The organism is Filimonas lacunae (genome assembly GCF_002355595.1).
GTDB lineage: Bacteria > Bacteroidota > Bacteroidia > Chitinophagales > Chitinophagaceae > Filimonas > Filimonas lacunae.
Genome location: NZ_AP017422.1, coordinates 402,449 through 422,619 on the forward strand (window position 1 = coordinate 402,449; position 20,171 = coordinate 422,619).

General features: G+C 43.6%; 16 protein-coding genes. 9 read left to right on the forward strand and 7 right to left on the reverse strand.

The genetic code is table 11. The features are described 5' to 3' along the window. Positions 1-919: 919 nt before the first annotated feature. The 7 genes from FLA_RS01610 to FLA_RS01635 all read right to left on the reverse strand — a co-directional run bounded on the left by FLA_RS01610 (position 920) and on the right by FLA_RS01635 (position 4,965). On the reverse strand, positions 920-1,450 hold the full coding sequence (locus tag FLA_RS01610; protein ID WP_076381661.1) for a DinB family protein: 531 nt from the start codon (positions 1,448-1,450) through the stop codon (positions 920-922). A gap of 43 nt (positions 1,451-1,493) precedes the next feature. After that, positions 1,494-2,708: an MFS transporter gene (locus FLA_RS01615; protein WP_076381662.1), complete on the reverse strand. Its 1,215-nt coding sequence runs from the start codon at positions 2,706-2,708 to the stop codon at positions 1,494-1,496. 58 nt (positions 2,709-2,766) lie between these two features. Beyond that, positions 2,767-3,060, reverse strand: coding sequence for an ArsR/SmtB family transcription factor (locus FLA_RS01620; RefSeq protein ID WP_076381663.1), 294 nt, complete (start codon positions 3,058-3,060; stop codon positions 2,767-2,769). Positions 3,061-3,105: 45 nt separating this feature from the next. Continuing rightward, positions 3,106-3,321 carry a hypothetical protein gene (locus FLA_RS01625; protein WP_096510644.1) on the reverse strand — a complete coding sequence of 72 codons (216 nt, stop codon included), beginning with the start codon at positions 3,319-3,321 and terminating at the stop codon, positions 3,106-3,108. A gap of 132 nt (positions 3,322-3,453) precedes the next feature. Beyond that, positions 3,454-3,741, reverse strand: a complete 288-nt coding sequence (locus tag FLA_RS01630; RefSeq protein WP_076381665.1) for an ArsR/SmtB family transcription factor — start codon at positions 3,739-3,741, stop codon at positions 3,454-3,456. A 21-nt stretch (positions 3,742-3,762) separates the two neighbouring features. Continuing rightward, positions 3,763-3,915 (reverse strand): hypothetical protein, encoded by a 153-nt coding sequence (locus FLA_RS31330; RefSeq protein WP_159445172.1) that lies wholly within the window; start codon positions 3,913-3,915, stop codon positions 3,763-3,765. Positions 3,916-3,993: 78 nt separating this feature from the next. Then, complete coding sequence (locus FLA_RS01635; protein WP_076381666.1) at positions 3,994-4,965, reverse strand: SMI1/KNR4 family protein; 972 nt, start codon at positions 4,963-4,965, stop codon at positions 3,994-3,996. Between the two features lie 293 nt (positions 4,966-5,258). Here FLA_RS01635 and FLA_RS01640 point away from each other — a divergent pair, with 293 nt between their 5' ends. From FLA_RS01640 to FLA_RS01680, 9 genes are all read left to right on the forward strand, one after another. Beyond that, positions 5,259-6,332 carry a metallophosphoesterase gene (locus FLA_RS01640; protein ID WP_076381667.1) on the forward strand — a complete coding sequence of 358 codons (1,074 nt, stop codon included), beginning with the start codon at positions 5,259-5,261 and terminating at the stop codon, positions 6,330-6,332. Between the two features lie 172 nt (positions 6,333-6,504). After that, positions 6,505-7,821 carry a hypothetical protein gene (locus tag FLA_RS01645; RefSeq protein ID WP_096510646.1) on the forward strand — a complete coding sequence of 439 codons (1,317 nt, stop codon included), beginning with the start codon at positions 6,505-6,507 and terminating at the stop codon, positions 7,819-7,821. Positions 7,822-7,851: 30 nt separating this feature from the next. Further along, positions 7,852-8,490, forward strand: a complete 639-nt coding sequence (locus tag FLA_RS01650; protein WP_076381669.1) for a peptidylprolyl isomerase — start codon at positions 7,852-7,854, stop codon at positions 8,488-8,490. An 80-nt stretch (positions 8,491-8,570) separates the two neighbouring features. Continuing rightward, positions 8,571-9,917 carry a DNA/RNA non-specific endonuclease gene (locus tag FLA_RS01655; protein WP_076381670.1) on the forward strand — a complete coding sequence of 449 codons (1,347 nt, stop codon included), beginning with the start codon at positions 8,571-8,573 and terminating at the stop codon, positions 9,915-9,917. Positions 9,918-10,349: 432 nt separating this feature from the next. Continuing rightward, positions 10,350-13,331, forward strand: coding sequence for a SusC/RagA family TonB-linked outer membrane protein (locus tag FLA_RS01660; RefSeq protein WP_084206464.1), 2,982 nt, complete (start codon positions 10,350-10,352; stop codon positions 13,329-13,331). Positions 13,332-13,341: 10 nt separating this feature from the next. After that, a complete protein-coding gene (locus FLA_RS01665; RefSeq protein WP_076381671.1) occupies positions 13,342-14,931 on the forward strand; it encodes a RagB/SusD family nutrient uptake outer membrane protein in 1,590 nt (529 codons plus the stop codon). A 182-nt stretch (positions 14,932-15,113) separates the two neighbouring features. Then, positions 15,114-15,680 (forward strand): RNA polymerase sigma factor, encoded by a 567-nt coding sequence (locus FLA_RS01670; RefSeq protein WP_076381672.1) that lies wholly within the window; start codon positions 15,114-15,116, stop codon positions 15,678-15,680. Between the two features lie 90 nt (positions 15,681-15,770). After that, a complete protein-coding gene (locus FLA_RS01675) occupies positions 15,771-16,817 on the forward strand; it encodes a FecR family protein (RefSeq protein WP_076381673.1) in 1,047 nt (348 codons plus the stop codon). An 84-nt stretch (positions 16,818-16,901) separates the two neighbouring features. Further along, positions 16,902-20,171, forward strand: a complete 3,270-nt coding sequence (locus FLA_RS01680; RefSeq protein ID WP_197705849.1) for a SusC/RagA family TonB-linked outer membrane protein — start codon at positions 16,902-16,904, stop codon at positions 20,169-20,171.

Genomic DNA, 20,171 nt, shown 5'->3' on the forward strand with positions numbered 1-20,171 from the left:
TAGAGGGGTTGATCATAAAAATGATCAACCCCTTTTCTTTTGTCCGCAAGGGGAGACCCATTTTCCAGGTTGCGTGGGTTAGTGTAAGCTAACCTGGATTTATTTCTGGTTGCCCGCCAGTAATTCCAGGGTACTTTGTAATAATTGCAGGGTATTCTGCAGAAACTTTTGGGTAGCAAAAACTTATTGCAGGATATGTTGGAGTAATTTTCAGCTACCTTGAAATGATTGCTGGTAAATTAAAAAACAGTGCCGGGTAGCATGGAATCATTTCCGTTTACCCTGTTAGTGGTGCAGGTTAACCGGCAACAGTTTTTGGTAACTCTCCAATGATTTCTGTTTCAACCAAATTGATTTTCGGCTAACCCAAACTCATTCCCGGTTACCCAAAACAGATTTCCAGCTACTCTAAAATGATTTCCCGTTAGCCAGAACTAATTCCAGGGGATCCAAATATTGCTACTACATAACCAAAACTTACGGGCAGATTTTGAAAAATTGTTGCATCGTAAACGAACCTGTTTTCAGGTTAGTAGTCCATCCAACACTTTTACACGCAACAAATTCCAGAGTAGCCTGGAAATCTGTTTTGGGTAGCCGGTATTTTGTATCAATTAGTGGAAAATAGCTCCGGGTTAACCAATAGTCATTGGAAAGTAATGGAAAATAATAGCCGGGAAGGTTAAAATGTTTTTCCGGTAACCGGTAGGTACTGCTGATTTGCCAGGAATTGTTGAAAGGTTGCCAGAAGTGGTTACCCGTTTGTTGGAAGGCGTTACCGATTGCTGGTAACTGTTTACATAGTTGCTTTGAAGAGTGGGCGGTTTGCGAAAACTACCTGTTGCGTACCTGTAAATGAGCGGAGGCCTGCATTTGCAGGCCTCCGCTCATTCTAAAACATCCTCAGTGAAAGCGAAAATTATGCAATAGGCTCCTCCGGTTTCAACAGGGTTAACTGACCCAGGTGATAACCGATATGAACTGTTCTGCTCATCAATACATTCAGTTTGTTGCGGAACGGATCGGCGGCAAAGTCTTCTTCCGAAACACGGGTGTGCGGTTCCAGCCATTCGTAGGTTTGCATGTGTTTGAAGTGTGCTGCCAACCTGCTGCTTACCTTTTCCCAATAGTCTTTCAGTTCTGCTACAGTGGGTAATTCTTCAAATGTTTTATCAGGGTTGGTACCAAACAGTTCTTCCAGTTGTGGATACAGGCGTTCACCTAATCCCAGCAGCGGCAGCAGATTATCGCTTACGCTGGTTAAATGACCCAGCAGGTATATGGCGCGGTTGCGGCCAGGAGCCACTTCCTGCATATACACGGCATCGTCATATTTTTGAAAGTACTTGCTCACTGCCTTATTCTGTGTGTGCCATGCCTGAATAAACTGCTGTATCACCTGTTCGGTGGCGGCAGTAGTGGTAGTACCCTGGGTGATAGTATCAATCATATTGTAGTGTTTATATGGGTGATGGAATAAATAGTTGTCATCATTAAGCCGGTTTTAAAACGGTAGCATCCTGTGCATAGCGTGCTTTTATAAACAGCATAAACGTTATGCCCAGCAGTGCTGCTATAGCCAGGTAGGCAATGCCCAGCTGCATAGGGTTTTGAATAGATACCGAGTTTAGCACGGTATAGCTGAGTATGGAAGTAACCACATAGTTGCCCCCACCGGTAATACCGCTTACCATGCCTGCGTTTTTAGAAAAACGTCCCAGGCTGTACGACATATAGTTGTTGAATATAAAACCGGAAAACATGTGCAGTAACAGCACAAACGGCATTAGTATGTACAGGTTGTGGATGTATACCGATAAGGCTATCATCAACACGGCCACCAGCACCATAGCCAGTATGGCGGTAGATACTTTTTTAATCAATGGATGTTTAATCAATGCCTTGCTAAGCATACCACCGGCCATCAGTGCTACACCGGATAATAAAGCGGCGTAGCCGGTTACTACCGATGTTTGATGAAACAGGTGTTCAATGATAAAAGGGCTGCTCATACCAAATACCAGCAACATAGAGTAACAAAGCGCCAGTATTACCAGCCCCAGGGTATAGTCGGTGGTTTTTAAAATATTACTATATACGTTCACAATGGTTTTCAGGTGAAAGGGATGGAATTGTTGCAACGATTCGCCGCTGAATATCAGTTCCAGCACCATAAACGTAAACGCCAGTATGCCCAGGAAGTAGAAGTTGCTTTGCCAGCCGAAGGTTTCCTGTAAATAACCACCAATGAAAGGGGCTATGATAGGGGCGCTGGCCCAGATGATAGAAAACAGGCTGGTATAGTGTTTCAGCTTTTCGCCTTTGTATATGTCTACAAAATAGGCACGCTTACCTACCACAATAAAGGCTACGGTAATACCATGAATTACGCGCATCAGGTAAATGAGGTAAATGTTGTTGGTAAGTGCAATAACAAAGCTGGCCAGTGCAAAAACGGCCAGGGAAGCGATGTTCAGTTTAAAACGGCCAAAGCTGTCCAGCAGGCTACCTACAAACAGCTGACCAATGCCGTAGCTGATCATAAACACCACCAGTGATAACTGCACTGCCGCGCCGCTTACCTGTAAATGGCTGGCCATAGAAGGAAGGGAGGGCAGGTAAATGTCGGTGGCAAAACCAGACAAAGGTATCAGGGCAAAGGCCAGAAAGGTGCTGGGGCCCTGGTGGTTTTCCTGGATCTGTTTCATACTGTAATAATTGATGTATTTAAATTTTTCGATTGATTGTGGCAAAAAAAAGCCGGAATTATGGGTTAGGGGCTACCTTTTCGTAACCGCTTAGAAAAGAGATGTAGCTGCCAAAAACGCTGCAGTTTAATTTATAGCGTGTGCATCGGCCTTCTTTCTCGGCAACGAGCAGGTCGGCGTCTACCAGTTGCTTGGTATGATGCGATATAGTGCTTTGGCTGAGGTTAAACATGCTTACCAGTGCACTGCAGGCCATCCATGAATTGGGTTCTTCCTTAATGGCCTCAATAATTTTCAGCCGGTAAGGATCGCCCAGCGCTTTGGATATTTTTTCAACTGTTTTCTTGTCCATACTATCCCATTTTACAAGGTTTGTTTTTCATAGGTGGCAACGCTATCAGGGATTGTTATAATCCGCAGCCCAGGCGGTGGAAGCAATGTCCTGCTTACGCGCATTGCCCTGGCTGGTACGCAATCCTCTTTCATAATTCTGTTGTTCTGTGGATGGGAACCGGGAGGAACGCGAAAAAAGCGATTTGGTAAAACTGAGTAATCCTTTTTTCTTTTTCTCCTCGTTGTCGGCAGTGATGGCTGCCAGGTAACCTACTTTCATAGCACACATTTAATCTATCTATCTAAAAATATCGATATGTTCAATCAAAAAAAATGCACTCGCATTTCCAGGTGCAATATTAGAATGATTAATTGATAAAACGAAATATTTCGATTGATTAGTCCGAATGGGCTATTTTTCAAACACGCTTAAAAACTGCACATATTGGCTAAATGCTTCCTGGTTAATCTTATACCGGGCACACCGGCCATCTTTTTCGGCCAGCAGCAAATCGGCATCCACCAATTGCTTAACGTGGTGAGAGATAGTGGATTGCGCCAGATCAAACATGTCTACAATAGCAGTGCATTGCATCCAGTCTTTCTCTTTTTTAATGGCTTCAATAATTTGTATGCGATAGGGATCGCCTAACGCCTTGGAAATTTTTTCTACTTTTTTCAGATCGGTTTTCTGGCCCATTCTTACAATTTTTATCCCGGTTTACTGTGAAACGTTCATTAAAGGATGGGTTGCAGAAAGCTTGCCGGAACAAAGTGCAGCCAGGTACATAAAGCCACCTGTTTGGGTAATCATAGTTAATAGTACTACACTGGTTATATGCAAAGCAATCGTAAAAATTTTTGTTAGTTTCATTGGTTTGGGGTTGAATACAAATAAAAGGGCCTACTGCCGCGCTAAAGATACAGTATTGTTGAAATGCTTGTATACCCCTTAATAAAGTTGCACTTTGCGCAGCAGTTCCTGCTCGTATTCTTTGGAAAAAGTAATTACGCCCGAAGGCTGGCTAATAATTTTGTTTTCTTCCAGCCCCCTGTTCAGCCAGTTTTCCACAAAAGAAGCCGCATAACCATTGGTGCTTATTTCGTTATCGCTCAGCGCCAGCATTTGCGGGTACTCTTTCAGGTAATCGGTGGTGTCGTATACCTTTTGGTTTTGTGTATATAAATAAAACTGGATATCGTATACCAGGTACGACAGCTCATCTTCCTGCAGGGCAAAAGCGCCTTTATGATTGGTGAGTTGTAGCAGGATATTGCGCAAATGCCTGTCGAACGAAATATGCTTTTCCCGTTTCATATAGGTAAGCAGCGTGCTGGAAAAATTGCCGGTTCGTAAAATGCGCAGGGTGCTTTTCAGCTCTTCTTCCGATGTGTCAAAATATTCATCACTGATCAACCCTCTTACAAATTGCTCAAAGTTTTTGGCCAGCAGGGTTTTCTTAAAACCTGTTTCCTGCGACACATGCACTACGGCAGGCTCGTATTTACCATTGTTGCTTTTGGTGTAATCCAGCATAATGATATCATGTCCGGCCGATGGGCAGGTACAAATGCAAATGCCAATATCTGGGTATCCCCATTCTTCTATCATAAACCGGCTACCCAGGAGACCCAGCAGCGAATAGGGCTTGCTATCGCCAATGCTGTAAAAGCCGGAAATTTCCACATGGTCCTTCGCCCAGGATGTGGGCGTTCGGGTGGGGAAGCAGGTGTTGCACGGAATGCCACCATTGTGCATGCGCATAAAAGCGATGTAGGATGGTGGAAGCGGATAGCCGGTAGCTTGTTCTACAGCGGCAATCATATCGTCCGAAGGGGGCTTTTCAATGTATTCCTTCAGTGCGTAGGCGGTATCTTCCCAAAAAGTTTCCAGCTCAAAATCGGCAAAATATTGTTTTTCCATAAAGCGCAGATATTGATTTGAAGTTAAACAATTCGGTTGGTTTCCGTAACTAACAGGGAATCAGCCGTTTTAGCAAAAAGGCATTGCGTATACATGCGTGCCTATGCAGGCATGTTTGGTGAGAACAGCAGGGTTGGGTTCATGTGATGCAGCGATTACTTACTACTAATATAAGATATTTAATTATATGAAAATCAGGTTAGCAGGTTATGTTTATGCGATAGGAAAAAGAAGGCGATGGAATCCATCATATGTGTGTTTATATTTGAATAGTACCCATTGGAAAAATACATATGAAAACATTGCTATCTGTGCTGTTGCTGGCACCGTTCACTGCTTTTGCGCAGGAAATAGTTGACGGTCCGTATATCTATTATCAACAGGATTCTGCATTGATTAAAACAATATCACAGCAGGAAGATCTGTATAAGCCTGTAGTGAAACAAGTAGCTGTTGCTGCGCTAAATACGACTGTTATTACTGTAAATGTGCCTGGAAATGCAGGCTGGACTTTTACCACACATATACAGCCGCACATTACCAGCCCTGATGTAAGTTATCCTGCTCCTGAAAAAATGTACCTGCTTTCGGATATTGAAGGGGAGTTTGCTGCCGGCCGGCAATTGCTGATAGCGGGTAAAGTAATAGATGAAAACTATAACTGGATTTTTGGCAAAGGCCACCTGGTAATAGCGGGCGATCTGTTTGACAGGGGGAAAGAAGTGTTGCCCTGGTTGTGGTTGTTGTATAGCCTGGAAGAAAAGGCAAAAGCAGCAGGCGGTATGGTGCATGTTATTTTAGGCAACCACGACATTATGCAGTTAAGCGGAGATTTCAGATATACCGAAGCTGCTTATTTTAAAAACGCCTGGCTGATGGGAAGAGAGCTGAGAAATGTGTTTGGCGAAGATGCGGAGCTGGGCAGATGGTTAAGAAGTAAAAATATTATAGAGAAAATAGGCAGTGTGCTGGTGATGCACGCCGGCCTTTCGCCGGAGATTACACGCAAGGGCATGAGCCTGCAAAGCATCAACGAAACCTGCCGGCCCTATTATGCTACTGCCCGTAAAGACCGACCTGAAAGCGTGAAATCATTTTTCGATGCCAATTCCCCTTTCTGGTACCGGGGTTATTTTACGGCACCTAAAGCCACGAAGGAGCAGGTAGATAGTTCGCTGCAATTATATAATTGTAACACCATTGTGGTAGGCCATACTATCACAGACACTTCATTGGTAGTTTTGTATGATGGCAAAGTAATTGGCATTGATGTAAACGAACACGAAGGGCATCATGCTGCGCTGCTGATAGAGAATGGGCAGTTTTATGCAGTGGATGAGAAAGGCCGCCGGAAATTAATACCATAATATTCTTCCTGGAAATGAGCGTTTAATCATGTAACTAAATGTGAATTTATTACTTCTTTTTCGTACAGGACTGTATGCCAGTGTGGTAGCAGCCCCCCGGGATAAGGGCCTTTATCCGGTCATTGATGTACGATTAGTTATATTATTTTTGTTGATGTATTAAGCGAATACCATGAAAAAGATGCTGACTTATTGTGTTGTCATTACACTGTTCTCTTCCTGCTATAAAAAAGATGACAATTTGTACCCACCTATCGATACTGTATACACCAGCCTTACTATAAAAGTAAACGACACCTTACACCTGCGCGATATGTCAACCGGATACACGATGATAGAAGTGTACAAGGGAATACCTGAAACAGATTTTGCTTACACGATAGTGGGATTAAGCGGCATGAAAAAAGAAGGGGATGTGCTTGTTTCCGGATCGGGTAAAATGGATAAATCGGGCAACTGCAGCATTAGTGTATATAATTATAACCTGATGAAGTATAAGGATGGGATGTTGCAGGTGGTAATGTCGCTGGATAATGATGTGCAGTTGTTGGATACGGTTGTGAAAGAGGAATACGTGATCAGGGATTACCAGGATTTTGAGAGTATTCCTGTTTCCTTATCCGACGGCTATGCAGATGAGGTGTATAAACAGGCACAGGATTTTGCTTTTCCTGCCATTGTTTACACCACTTCACCCATAGAGGGCGCTTTTAAAGGAGTATATGATGGCCGGAATTATAAAATAACCAATTTAACCTGCGCTTCTGTAAAACGCGAGGTGTCGGGCAGTGTAGACAGGTTGGGTTTGTTTTCCAGCCTGGATTCTGGCAGCGTGGTAAAGAATGTGCGGCTGGAGTTAGGGACTGCCGGTATTGCTATGATAAACCAGGGTTATGCCGGCGGTATTGCCGCTGTTGCCAATAAGGCGCTTATCAGCAACTGTTCTGTCAAAGGAAATATTACCGATGTAAGTAACAACGGGTTGGCTATTGCCGGAGGCATCGTAGGCAAGGGGGATAATACCAGAATTATTGGCAGTTCGCACACGGGCACTATAAAAGGTACGCTGGTGGCAGGCATAGCGGGTGAAGCAGGCAATACCACCGTGGGCTACTGTTATCACAATGGCATAGTGGATGCGGGTACGGGCGGGGGCATTGTGGGGCAATTAACTGCCACCAATGGTGTATCTGGTGTAAAAATTCACGACTCTTATGTATTTGCCGCCGACCTGCTGAATGAGATAAACTTCTCTGCTATATACTATACCGGTAATGCTGCTGTCATTGCTGAGGTTACTAATTGTTTTGCCAATATAGGTAAAGTGCAAAGCGGTGCTACCCTGTACACCGCTGCTGATGAACTGAATGCGCAGCTATTGGAAATAACCGCCACAGATGTACCCGAAGGCGTTACCCTGCCGGCAGATGGAAAGCCTTATAAAGCGGCTACAGATGCTACACAGCCCATGGTGCTGTGGTGGCAGTAGCGTATATTGTGCCAGGTAAACTGGTTTCGTATGCTAAAATATATAGGGTGTTTATTGTTTTTGTTATGGGGCACACTGGCCCATGCACAATCGGTAAGGGTACGTTTTACTACCAGTAAAGGCAGCTTTACAGTAATGTTATATGATTCCACTCCACACCATAGGGATATGTTTGTAAAAGCCGTGCAAAAAGGCGTATATCAGCAGGCGTTGTTTAACCGCGTTATTAAAGGATTTGTGAACCAGGGCGGTGAGCTGGACGATTCTATCCTGCTGAGGGAGCAGCAACATCCGGAACAGAAAATACAACGTTTTCCGGCGGAAATAAAACCCTCCTGTTTTCATAAGAAAGGTGCATTGGGGGCTGGCAGAGATGATAACCCGGAAAAGGCTTCTTTTTTTACGCAGATCTATTTTGTAATAGGAAAGAAATATACCGATGCGCAACTGGATTCGGTAGAAAGGAAAACCGGGGTAGCCATTTCTGCCACTCGCAGGGCTGTATATAAAAATATAGGTGGTATACCGCGGCTGGATGGCGATTACACTATTTTTGGCGAAATAACCAATGGCTTAGAAATAATAGAATCTATTAATAATGTTCCCACCAATAAGCAGGATGTTCCTATGGTACCGGTAACGTTTTCTGTAAAAGTGTTGAAACATTAGTGGTGTTCGGTTGAGTTGTTTACTATAAGTTAATGTTTGTATAAAAATATTATTATATTAATTTGTAGAAAACCAATTCAATGAGCATGAAACACCACTTGCTGGCACTGGTTGCCATCAGCTTTCTTGTTTTACCTGCGTGTAAAAAACAAGATATTACCTTGCCTGACGCCAACACCCAACGCCAGGCATCTACCGAAGCTACCGTTACCCTCTCTGAAACATTTGAATCCGGCACTAAAGCAGCTTATGCAGCTGCGGATGTAACATTAAGCAGTGGTAGCTGGAACCTGTCGGATGCATTGATAGGCAACACTTCCAGTGATGCTAAAAACGGCACCCAATCTATCCGCATTCGCAACACGGGCGCAGCTACTATGAATTTTAATGCCACCGGTGGTGCTACCAGCATTACAGTAGCCCACGCACTCTATGGTTCTGACGGAAGCAGTACCTGGCAGTTATGGATTTCAACAGACGGTGGTTCTACCTACACACAAACAGGTAGCACTATTACCACTTCGTCTGCCACTTTACAAACGGCTACTTTTACCGTAAGCCTCAGTGGTAACTTCCGTGTTTCTATCCGCAAAGTATCCGGCGGTACTAACCGTATTAATATCGATGATATTACTGCCAGCACCGGCACTACATCGGGCGGTGGAGGTTCTTCTGCTACCGACAACAGCAACCTCATGCTGGGTAACCCCAGTGGTGCAGTTGCAGGAGTAGCTTACACTACCAATTACCTGATGGATAAAACCTATTACACTTCTTCTTATAACAGTGTACGCGGTACGCCTAACTGGGTAAGCTGGCATATTGGTTCTGCTGATTTAGGCAGCGCCAGCAGGCAGGACGATTTCAGGGCAGATGCAGCTTTACCAACTGGCTGGTACCAGGTAGGCAGCACCAGCTATTCCGGTAGCGGCTTTGACAGGGGGCATAACTGTCCTTCGGCCGATCGCACGGCCAGCGTAACTGCCAATAGTGCTACTTTTTTAATGACTAATATGATACCACAGGCCCCGCAAAACAACCAGCAAACCTGGGCTAATATGGAAAATGATATCCGTGCATTGGTTACCGCAGGTAACGAAGTGTATGTGATTATGGGTAGCTATGGCACGGGTGGCACCGGAAGCAATGGCTCGGCAACTACTATAGACAATGGTCATGTAACAGTGCCTTCTAATGTATGGAAGGTGGTGGTAGTGTTAAGCAATGGTAACAATGATTTAAGCAGAATCACCACTTCTACCCGCGTTATTGCTGTAAATACACCGAATATTAACACCGTAAGCAGCACCTGGAAATCGTACCGTACCTCTGTAAATGCCATTGAATCAGCTACAGGATACGATCTGTTATCTAATGTGCCTACAGCAATTCAAAACGTTATTGAAGCGCAGGTAGATAACCTGTAATCAACACAAACAACCACACTATGCAACAGGCCTTACTGCGTTTAGCAGTAGGGCCTGTTTGCTTGATGGGCTGCAGGGCTGGTATTATTTATCAGCTCCCGAACTATTAGCCATGTGGCATTATTTTAACAGCATATGCTTTAAAGTATCGGAGTGATGCGGAGGTTTTTTCATATGTTTTTAAAGGCTGACAAGTTTAGTATCAGGAGTGTTGCACAATAGTAGCAAAAAAGTAAAATACGCTAAATAGCATAGTCGTATCGTTAAATAAGTTGTTTATATATACCAGCGAGAATCTAATTACAAATAGTTAATATATGGTAATTCTTTTATCCCGCACAGAGTAATTTAGAATGACCAAATAAACATGAAAAAAAGATTGCTGTACTAGAATGCCATTGTATTAATTTATTATTCATCTAACTACTAATTATGAGAAAGTATAAGTGGAATCTGCTTGTATTCGCTTTGCTATGCGCGCTATCATTATGTAGTGGGCAACTACTGGCACAAAAGCCTGTTTCCGGAATAGTTAAAGATAAAAACAGTGTACCGCTACGAGGTGTTTCTGTTTTCATTAAAGGAAAAACCAATGGAGTGGTAACCAACGACTCTGGCCGGTATACTATCACGGTAATGCCTGGCGATAACACCCTGGTGTTTTCTGCAACAGGCTTTAAAACTGTAGAAACCAGTGTGGAAGCTTTAGCGGAAGCAGGCGTGGTGTTAAACGACGACTATGCTAAACTGGATGAGGTAGTGGTGGTGGGTTATGGAACCCAAAAGCGCCGCGAAGTTACCGGTGCGGTAGCTACCATTAAAGCCGAAAATTTTACGGCAGGTGCCATACGGGATGTGTCGGAAGCTATACGCGGTAAGGTGGCTGGTTTAAATATCACTACCGGTTCGGGCAACCCATCCGATGGTTCTGAAATAAATTTAAGAGGTTTTGCTTCATTACAGGGTAGCACTGCTCCATTAATATTAATTAATGGTATACCTGGTGGTTTTAACACGGTAGCGCCGGAAGATATTGCTTCTATTGATGTATTAAAAGACGCTTCTGCTGCGGCTATTTACGGTACCAGGGGCGCTAATGGTGTTATTTTAATTACCACTAAATCGGCAGGTAGCGAAGTGCCTACCACTGTTACCTATACAGGTTACGGATCGGTATCGTCATTTGCTAAAAAAGCCAAATTTTTAACGGCCGATAAAATGCGCAGCCTGAAGGCGCAAGGGGTTTCTATGAATATGACCGACCTGGGTAACTCGGTAAACTGGTTAGATTCTATTTCCCAAACAGGCAATATGCATAACCACAACCTGAGCCTGAAAGGCGGCAACCGCCGCTCCAGCTATGTAGCCAACGTCAACTACAATAAACAGAACGGTGTGTTTAAGAAAACGTTCAATGAAGAGTTGAAGGTGTCACTGGATTTATATCACTATATGTTTAACGACAGAGTGAAACTGAACATGAACGTGATAAGGGCTTATCAGAAAGTAAGCGCGGTGAATGCTTTGTTTGCAGGCATCGGCGCTATTGACAACCCTTACAGGCAGGCAGTGAACCACAATCCTACCGACACTGTTCGCAATGCAGATGGTAGCTGGCACGAATCTACAACGCCTATGCAGTACTATAACCCGCTGGCTTTAATTAATGAAACGAGGGGTGAAACTACTACCGACTGGACGCGTTTTGCTGGTAATATAGGTGTGAATATCCTGAAAGGATGGGATGTTAATTTATTGCTGAGCACACACAGAACTTCGGGCTATGGCGGCTATTACAAAACCTGGCAGCACTATACCACTACGCTGAATAATATGAATGGTGTGGCATCGTTAAGCACCAGCCGTAGTAAAACAGATAACCTGGAGTTTACTACCACTTACCGTAAAAACCTGGGTTTACACCAGTTTACTTTATTGGGTGGCTATAGCTATCAGTATTATGTTACCGATGGCTTTGGTGCGTATAACTATAATTTTCAGAATGATGTGTTTTCTTATAACAATATAGGTGCAGGGTTGGCCATTCAGGATAACCGGGCTTCTATGAACAGTTATAAGAACAGTAACAAGCTGGTAGGTTTTCTGGGGCGTCTTAACTACGCCTTTGACAACAGGTTTAACCTGATGGCCAGTTTAAGAAGAGAAGGCTCTTCCAAGTTTGGAGCAAACCATAAGTGGGGTAATTTCTCGTCTGTATCTGCCGGATGGACCATCAGCAATGAAGCCTTTATGAAAAATGTAAGAGGCATCAACCTGTTAAAACTAAGGGCGGGATGGGGTGTAACAGGTATTGCGCCTTCCAGTTCTTACCTGTCGCTGAGTACTTATGTTTATAGCGGTTTATACCAGAATGGCGATGATCTTATTTACACGTTGAAGCCAGGTAGCAACCCTAACCCCGATTTACGTTGGGAAAAGTCAACCGAATTGAACATTGGTTTGGATTTCTCCCTGTTAAACGACAGGTTAAGTGGTAGTGTGGATGTGTACGATAAACAAACAAAAGATTTGTTATGGGAGTATCCTGTACCTACACCGCCTAACTTTTATAGCACCACCATTGCGAATGTGGGCAAAATCAGTAACAAGGGAGTTGAGATACTGTTAAATGCAGTGCCGGTAAAAACAAAGAATTTCAGATGGAATGCGTCACTTACCGTATCGCACAATACGAACAAGCTGTTGAGCCTTTCTAACGATTTGTATAAGATCGATAAAGACAGGTTGGATTATGGTGCTATTACCGAACCTATTTCTATGAATTCACATAGAATAGATGTAGGCAAATCGCTGGGTAATTTTTATGGATTTAAAGCGGTGGATGTTACCGACGACGGCTATTGGATTGTAGAAGCGGCAGATGGTAAGCGTAAAAAACTGGAAACTACCATGTATACCCAGGATGAGTATAAGCAATACCTGGGCAATGGCTTACCTAAGTTTACAGGCGGATTCTCCAACACCTTTACCTATAAGCGTTTTGATTTAGGCGTAGTGTTGACTGGTGCTTTTGGATACAAAATTCTGAACGGTCAAAGAATGTTCTACGAAAACCCTACCATACAATATAACGTGCTCGAAAGTGCTTACGATAAGGTGTTTGGTAAAGCGGTGCTGAAAAACCCACAGGCATTTGTAAGCTACTATCTCGAAAATGGCAACTATGTAAAAGTGGATAATATCACTTTCGGTTATTCACCTAAGCTGGTGCCTAATAAATACATCAAATCATTGAGAATGTATGCGAGTGGCTCTAACCTGGGATATTTTACCAGCTACAAGGGAATTGATCCGGAAATTGCCCGTCCCGATCCTAAAACAGCAGGTATCGACGACCGGAATAAATATCCAACTATCAAAACCTTTACAGTGGGTGTAATTGCAACTTTTTAAACTTACTACAATGAGAATGCTTACTATAAAAAAATGTTTTCTGCTAGTAGCTTTAAGCATGAGCGCTGGTATTTCATGTACCAAGCTGGATGAAGAGGTGTATGACAAATTATTGGTAACAGATGTAAAGTTTACCGCTAAAGATGTGGTGCCTATTATGGCCCCGGCCTATTCTGCTTTTCGTGACATCTTTTTTGGATGGGATGGCGTGTTTGATGCATCGGAAGATGTATCTGACCTGGCAGTAACACCCAATCGTATAGGTATAGGATGGGGGGATTATTATATCACCCTGCACCAGCATACCTGGAACTCGGCTACCAGTGATGTGGAAGCTATCTGGAGCTATGTATATACGGCTATCTCCACCACTAATAAGGCGATTTACGACCTGGAGCAAATTGAAAACCTCACCGATAAACAAAAATATATTAATGAACTAAGGGCTTTGCGTGCCACCTATTATTATATTCTGCTGGATTATTATCGCAATGTGCCTATTGTTACTGATTACGATTTGCCTGCGGGATTTCTGCCGGAGCAAAGTACAGGACAGCAGGTGTATGATTTTATTATGAAGGAGCTTACGGAGTCGGTGAACGATTTAAGCGAAATTAATGATGGAACTACTTATGGCCGTATGACCAAGTGGGCGGCTAAAATGACGCTGGCAAAAATGTATTTGAATTCAGGTGTTTTTATTGGTGTAAACAAGTGGGATGAAGCGTTGGCGCAGGTAAATGATATTATCAACAGTGAAAAATTTCAGCTGGCCGATAACTATAAAGATCCTTTCTTGAATGACAATGCCGAATCTGTAGAAGAGATCTTGTCTATTCCTTACGACGAGGTGAAGGCTGGTGGTAGTTATTATCCTTATAAAACACTGCATCCTGCCAGCCAGGCTACTTTTAAAATGACTGGTGCGCCATGGGGCGGTACCGGCATGATTCCGCAGTTTATAAATACTTATGACCCTGCTGATAAAAGGTTAGGTATTTACCTGGGAGGTCCGCAGGTTGATGCTAATAACAAACCTATTATTGTAGATGGCGCACAGCTGAATTATACCAATTATATGGGATCGGTGAATGCAGCTATGCCTACAGAAGGTTATCGCATGGTAAAGTATGAGATAAGAAAAGGGTTGAATGGCAACCAAGGTAACGATGCGCCGTTTTACCGATATACCGATGCGCTGATGATAAAAGCAGAGTGTTTGTTGAGGAAGGGAGATGCAGATGGCGCGGCTGCCATTGTTACACAAATACGCGGCAGAGACTTTAATGATGCTACCAAAGCTGAGGTAACCGGTGCACAGTTGGCAGGTGGCAGCACCTATCAATATGGTACTTATGAAAACGGATCTATCACCAGGCTGGAAGGTGGTGCTGATATACAATATGGCCGCTTTTTAGATGAGCTGGCCTGGGAATTTATAGGCGAAGCGCGCCGCAGGCAGGATTTAATCCGGTTTGGTGTGTTTACTACCAAGTCGTGGTTAAGCCACACGCCACAGGATGCGCATGTGAAAATATTCCCGATTCCTTTTTCTGCAAGGAACACGAATAGCAAGCTGCAACAGAACCCAGGCTACTAGTTAGGTTATTCTATAAAGCAAAGGCCCGAACAGTTTTTTGTCCGGGCCTTTGCGTTTACAATTTGTTAATCTTGAGATAATATTAGCCCTTGTAGTTTTGTCATTGGAATGGGTTGCTTGACCGATTGAAATGGTACAGAAAGTGCTTTCTTTTAATCCGGTAATTGAAACTAAAATGCACAATGGAAATAGTAGAGGCTGTAAAGAATGGTGACCCCAACGCATTTTCCATGGTTTTTGAACAGTTTCATGAAAAAGTGTTTGGCTTTTTTATGAACCGCATGCAAGGCAACAGGGAAGAAGCCAAAGAACTTACACAACTTACCTATATTAAATTATGGCAGTCGCGCCATACGCTGTCTTTGTCGTACACAATAGACAGGCAATTGTTTGTGATGGCCAAACATACGCTGGTAGATTATATCCGCCGCGAAGCAAGGGCCGAAAAAAGTAAAGACGTAGTAGCCGCCACTTACACGCCCCAACAGGCGGTTACCGAATTCAGTAATTCCTTTTTTGAAGGCAAAGACTATGTAATAGCCCGCCTGAAACAACTGCCACCTACACGTAAAAAAATATTGCAGCTGAAAATGCTGAATGGTTATTCCAACAAAGAAATAGCCGGCCTGCTGTCTATTTCGGTAAAAACAGTGGAAGATCATGTAACCAAAGGCCTGCACGAATTAAGAGCTACTACTACACTATCAGTACCCTTTTTGCTGTTTTTTCTGCTGGACAGCATGCCATAACAGAGGGCTATGTTACCAAATTGTTTCCTGCCGGGGTAATTACAACATACAAGCGTACTATTTATATACCACATTATTCACACAGAGGGAATGGATATATCAGAGGAGGTAATTGAACAGTTTTTTAATAAGTCCTGTACCCAGGAAGAAGCTAATACAGTAGCGGCGTATTTATTAGATAATCCGCATGTACTGGACAGCTTTATTAAAGACGAAGAGTGGGGCCAGCCGGCACACACGCTGTTAACAGCACAGGAAAGCAGGGACATGCTGCAGGCTGTTACGGCAAAAACGGTGTCGCCTTATGCACGGGTGCGATGGATAAAAAGAGTTTCGGCGGCTGCGGCTGTTGTTGCGTTCATGGCAGGTGGCTGGTGGTTGTGGCAGCACAACAAGGAAAGGCCGCTGGCTAAAAACGAAGGCAGCAGAAAGTGGGAGCAGCGGAAGAATATCTATAATAAGATAATGGTGGTGCACCTGGAAGATAGTTCTGTTGCGCGTTTGCTGCCTGGTGCAGCTATTCGTTTCGAGCGCCTGGATGGAAAAACGGTGAAAGAGGTGTATATGGATGGGGAGGTGGATTTTCAGGTATATGCCAACCGGTTACGAACATTTACGGTGTATGCTGATAATGTGGCTACCACGGTGTTGGGTACCGAGTTTAGTGTAAAGGAGGACAGTGTGCAGATTGTAGTGGCCCTGCAATCGGGTAAAGTGGTGGTAAAGCCTATAACGCCTACACCACACTGGCAACAGCCGGTGTACCTGCAACCGGGGCAACAGCTGGTGTTTAATAAGCATGCACAGGATGTGGTATTGTCGGGAGGAAGCAGCAATGTGGTAAAAGCCAGGAAGCATGGAACAGAATCTGCTACCATTGAATTAAATCCTGTAAAAACCAGCAGCAAGGAAATCTATTTCCAGAACGAAGAATTACCCCAGGTGTTTAACCAGCTGGAGCAACAATATAAAGTGAATATTGAATATAATAATGCAGATGTGAGCAATGTCTATTTCATTGGACGATTTGATAAAACGGACTCTATAGAAGCAATATTAAATTGTATAGCCCTTTTGAAAAAGCTGCAGATTCAACATCAGGGAGATACCTATATCATTACCAGGAAAGAAGGATAAACACAAGTTATTTCAGGATTTTAAAAAACGCCCCTCAAAAGGCGAAGGGCCTTGTATTGCCCGGACTATATAATGCACAACAAAATGAAAAGAAGTCTACTTCAACGTCAGCTGATGCTGTGGCTGGCGGTTATCATCTCACTGCCGGCAGCCATTGCCCAGCAAAGCAGCAATGTTTCGGGTGTGGTGCGTAACGAAAAGGGCGATCCCTTACCAGGCGCAGCCATCGTAGTAAAAAATGCAAAAACCAATTTTATTGCTAATGCGCTCAGTGATAGCATGGGAGTATTCAATTTTAAAAAACTACCATCCGGCGGACCTTATTCATTCAGTGTTTCGGCCGTAGGTTACGAACAACAATCGCTGGGCGGTTATCAGTTAAAGCCCGATGCATCGGTGTTATTAACTTTAAAGCTGAACAGCCAGGCCAGTAACCTTACCGACGTAGTGGTGGTAGGTTATGGTACACAGCGCAAAGAAAACCTGACCAGCGCAGTAGCGCAGGTAAAAGGAGAGGTGTTTGAAAATCGCGCTGTGCCTAACGTTAGCCAGGGTTTACAGGGCCTTATCCCTAACCTGAACCTGATAATGGGAGATGGTAAGCCTGTGCAGTCGCCTGTTTTTAACATACGTGGTACCACTTCTATTGGACAAGGTGGTAACGCGCTGGTGTTAATTGATGGCGTACAGGGCGATCCTGCTTTGTTAAACCCTAACGACATTGCTTCTGTATCGGTGTTAAAAGATGCGTCTTCTGCCTCTATCTATGGTGCAAGAGCAGCTTTTGGTGTGGTGTTGATTACCACTAAAACGCCTGGTAAAGAAAAAGTGTCTGTAACCTACAATTCTAACTACGCCAGCAAGTCGCCTACCGTAGTGCCGGATATTGTTTCTAATGGTTACCAATATGCTAAAAGCTTCAGCGATGCTTGGAGTGGCTGGAACGACTATTCACAAACTGCGCAGAACGTAAACAAAACACAAACCTTTTCTGCTGCTTATCTGGAAGAATATAAGCGCAGAAATGAAGATCCTTCTTTACCTAAAGTAGAAGTAGGCGCTAATGGCAACTATGTATATTATGGTAATACCAACTGGTTTGACCTGTTGTATAAAAAGAACCTGGGCGCAATAGATCAAAGTTTGTCTGTTTCGGGTAACAGTGGTAAAGCCAGCTTTTATATCACTGGCCGTTATAACAGCCAGGATGGTTTATTCCGCTACAATAGCGACAAGTACCATATGTATAACCTAACGGCCAAAGGAACTGTACAGGTTACTGACTGGTTACAGGTATATAACACCATGCAGTTCAACAGCCGTTTTTATCATAACCCGCTGAACGTGGGTGAAGGTGGTAGCATCTGGGCTAACATGGGCGCGGAAGCACACCCTTCTTCTATGTTGTTTAACCCGGATGGTACCTTAACTTTCTCTGCGGCTTACACCGTTGGTGATTTTGTGTATGGCAGAAATGGTATTGATATGACCGACCAGGTAATTCGTAATACAGCTGGCTTTGTAGCCAAAGTGTTGAAAAATAACCTGCGTATTAAAGGTGACATCACTTTTCAAAATACCAGCGCCAACAGTTCCCAGGTGCGTGTTCCTGTTCCCTACAGTGTAACGCCTGGTGTTATTGCGTATGTGGGTACCGGTTATAACGATATTACTGTAGCACGTAAGCAAACCAACTACCTGGCTTCGAACATCTATGGTGAGTATGAAAAAACATTTAACCGTGCGCATTACTTCAAAGCATTATTAGGTTATAACTACGAACAGAGTACTTACAATAACTATTCTACTACCAGAAATGGTTTAATCTATAACCCTATTTCTGACTTAAACCTGGCTTTAGGGCAGAGCATTTCCACTGCCGGTGGTTATGACAAATGGGCTATCCTGGGTGGTTTCTTCCGTTTTAACTATGCCTTTAACGACAGGTATTTGCTGGAAGTGAATGGCCGTTACGATGGTTCTTCTAAATTTCCGGCCAGTCAGCGTTATGGCTTTTTTCCATCTGCTTCTGCAGGATGGCGCGTATCTAAAGAAAATTTCTGGCACGTAAACCCTAAAGTGGTGTCTGATGTAAAAATCAGGGGTTCTTATGGTTCTTTGGGTAACGGCAGCATTGATTCATATACTTACCAGGATAAATTTGCTATTGCACAATCGGGTCGTGTGTTAAATGGTGTGTTGCCACAAACCACTTCTTCTCCGGTAGTGTTGCCTGATGGCCTTACCTGGGAAACGGCTACAACTGCCGATTTAGGTTTAGATGTGGCTTTTCTCAATAACCGCTTAACTTTTACCGGTGATTTATACGAGCGTAAAACTAAAAACATGTTCACCGTAGGTAAGCAATTACCTGCTGTGTTTGGTGCTACGCAACCAAAGGGTAACTATGCCGACTTAACTACTAAAGGTTGGGAAGTGGCTATTTCGTGGAAAGATGAGTTTAAGATTGCCGATAAGCCATTCCATTACAACGTAAGTGTTTGGATGAGCGATTACTCTGCTACTGTTGATAAATACAATAACACTACCGGATCGCTGGCCAGCGGTAACTACTATGCCGGTATGAAAATGGGTGAAATATGGGGTTATGTGAACGATGGCTTCTTTACTGATAAAGACGACCTGGCAGCTGCTAAAAAATCTCAAACCCTGTTTAAGCCTTCTAACGGTGGTAACTGGTTACCTGGTGACCTGAAGTTTAAAGATCTGGATGGTAACGGTGTTATTAACAATGGTGATAACACTATTTATAAGCCGGGCGACAGACGCATAGTAGGAAACTCTACTCCACGTTATACCTATGGCGCTAATTTCAGCGGTGATTATAACAACTTTTTCTTCAGCCTGTTTTTTCAGGGTGTAGGCAAGCAGGATTGGTGGCCTGGTTCAGAAGCGGCTATCTTCTGGGGTCAATATAACAGACCTTATCAATACCTGTTTCAATCGCAGGTGGGTAACATGTGGAGCGAAAGCAACCCGAACGCTTATTTCCCACGTTTAAGAGGTTATGTAGCACAAAATAGTTCTGGTGAGCTGGTAAACGCACAGAGCAAATACATTCAAAACGTTCGTTACCTGCGTCTGAAAAATGTACAAATTGGATACAACCTTCCCAAAGGTTTAATTGCCAAAGCGCATCTGAATGCTGCAAGGGTATATGTATCGGGCGAAAACCTGTTTACCGTGTCTCCGCTGTACAAGCATACCAAAGCAATGGATGTAGAAGGTATTGGTGCTTCCGATGCTATCCTTACCGGTACTTCTAACAGTGGTAATGGTAACAACTATCCTATTTTAAAGAGCTATTCAGTAGGCTTGTCTGTTACTTTTTAA

Coding starts and splice junctions, on each gene's coding strand:
- FLA_RS01625 (WP_096510644.1), bottom strand. CDS start 3,321: ATGAAAGTAGGTTACCTGGCAGCCATCACTGCCGACAACGAGGAGAAA.
- FLA_RS01635 (WP_076381666.1), bottom strand. CDS start 4,965: ATGGAAAAACAATATTTTGCCGATTTTGAGCTGGAAACTTTTTGGGAA.
- FLA_RS01655 (WP_076381670.1), top strand. CDS start 8,571: ATGAGCATGAAACACCACTTGCTGGCACTGGTTGCCATCAGCTTTCTT.
- FLA_RS01640 (WP_076381667.1), top strand. CDS start 5,259: ATGAAAACATTGCTATCTGTGCTGTTGCTGGCACCGTTCACTGCTTTT.
- FLA_RS01670 (WP_076381672.1), top strand. CDS start 15,114: ATGGAAATAGTAGAGGCTGTAAAGAATGGTGACCCCAACGCATTTTCC.
- FLA_RS01675 (WP_076381673.1), top strand. CDS start 15,771: ATGGATATATCAGAGGAGGTAATTGAACAGTTTTTTAATAAGTCCTGT.
- FLA_RS01620 (WP_076381663.1), bottom strand. CDS start 3,060: ATGGACAAGAAAACAGTTGAAAAAATATCCAAAGCGCTGGGCGATCCT.
- FLA_RS01630 (WP_076381665.1), bottom strand. CDS start 3,741: ATGGGCCAGAAAACCGATCTGAAAAAAGTAGAAAAAATTTCCAAGGCG.
- FLA_RS01650 (WP_076381669.1), top strand. CDS start 7,852: ATGCTAAAATATATAGGGTGTTTATTGTTTTTGTTATGGGGCACACTG.
- FLA_RS01615 (WP_076381662.1), bottom strand. CDS start 2,708: ATGAAACAGATCCAGGAAAACCACCAGGGCCCCAGCACCTTTCTGGCC.
- FLA_RS01610 (WP_076381661.1), bottom strand. CDS start 1,450: ATGATTGATACTATCACCCAGGGTACTACCACTACTGCCGCCACCGAA.
- FLA_RS01660 (WP_084206464.1), top strand. CDS start 10,350: ATGAGAAAGTATAAGTGGAATCTGCTTGTATTCGCTTTGCTATGCGCG.
- FLA_RS01680 (WP_197705849.1), top strand. CDS start 16,902: ATGAAAAGAAGTCTACTTCAACGTCAGCTGATGCTGTGGCTGGCGGTT.
- FLA_RS01645 (WP_096510646.1), top strand. CDS start 6,505: ATGAAAAAGATGCTGACTTATTGTGTTGTCATTACACTGTTCTCTTCC.
- FLA_RS31330 (WP_159445172.1), bottom strand. CDS start 3,915: ATGAAACTAACAAAAATTTTTACGATTGCTTTGCATATAACCAGTGTA.
- FLA_RS01665 (WP_076381671.1), top strand. CDS start 13,342: ATGAGAATGCTTACTATAAAAAAATGTTTTCTGCTAGTAGCTTTAAGC.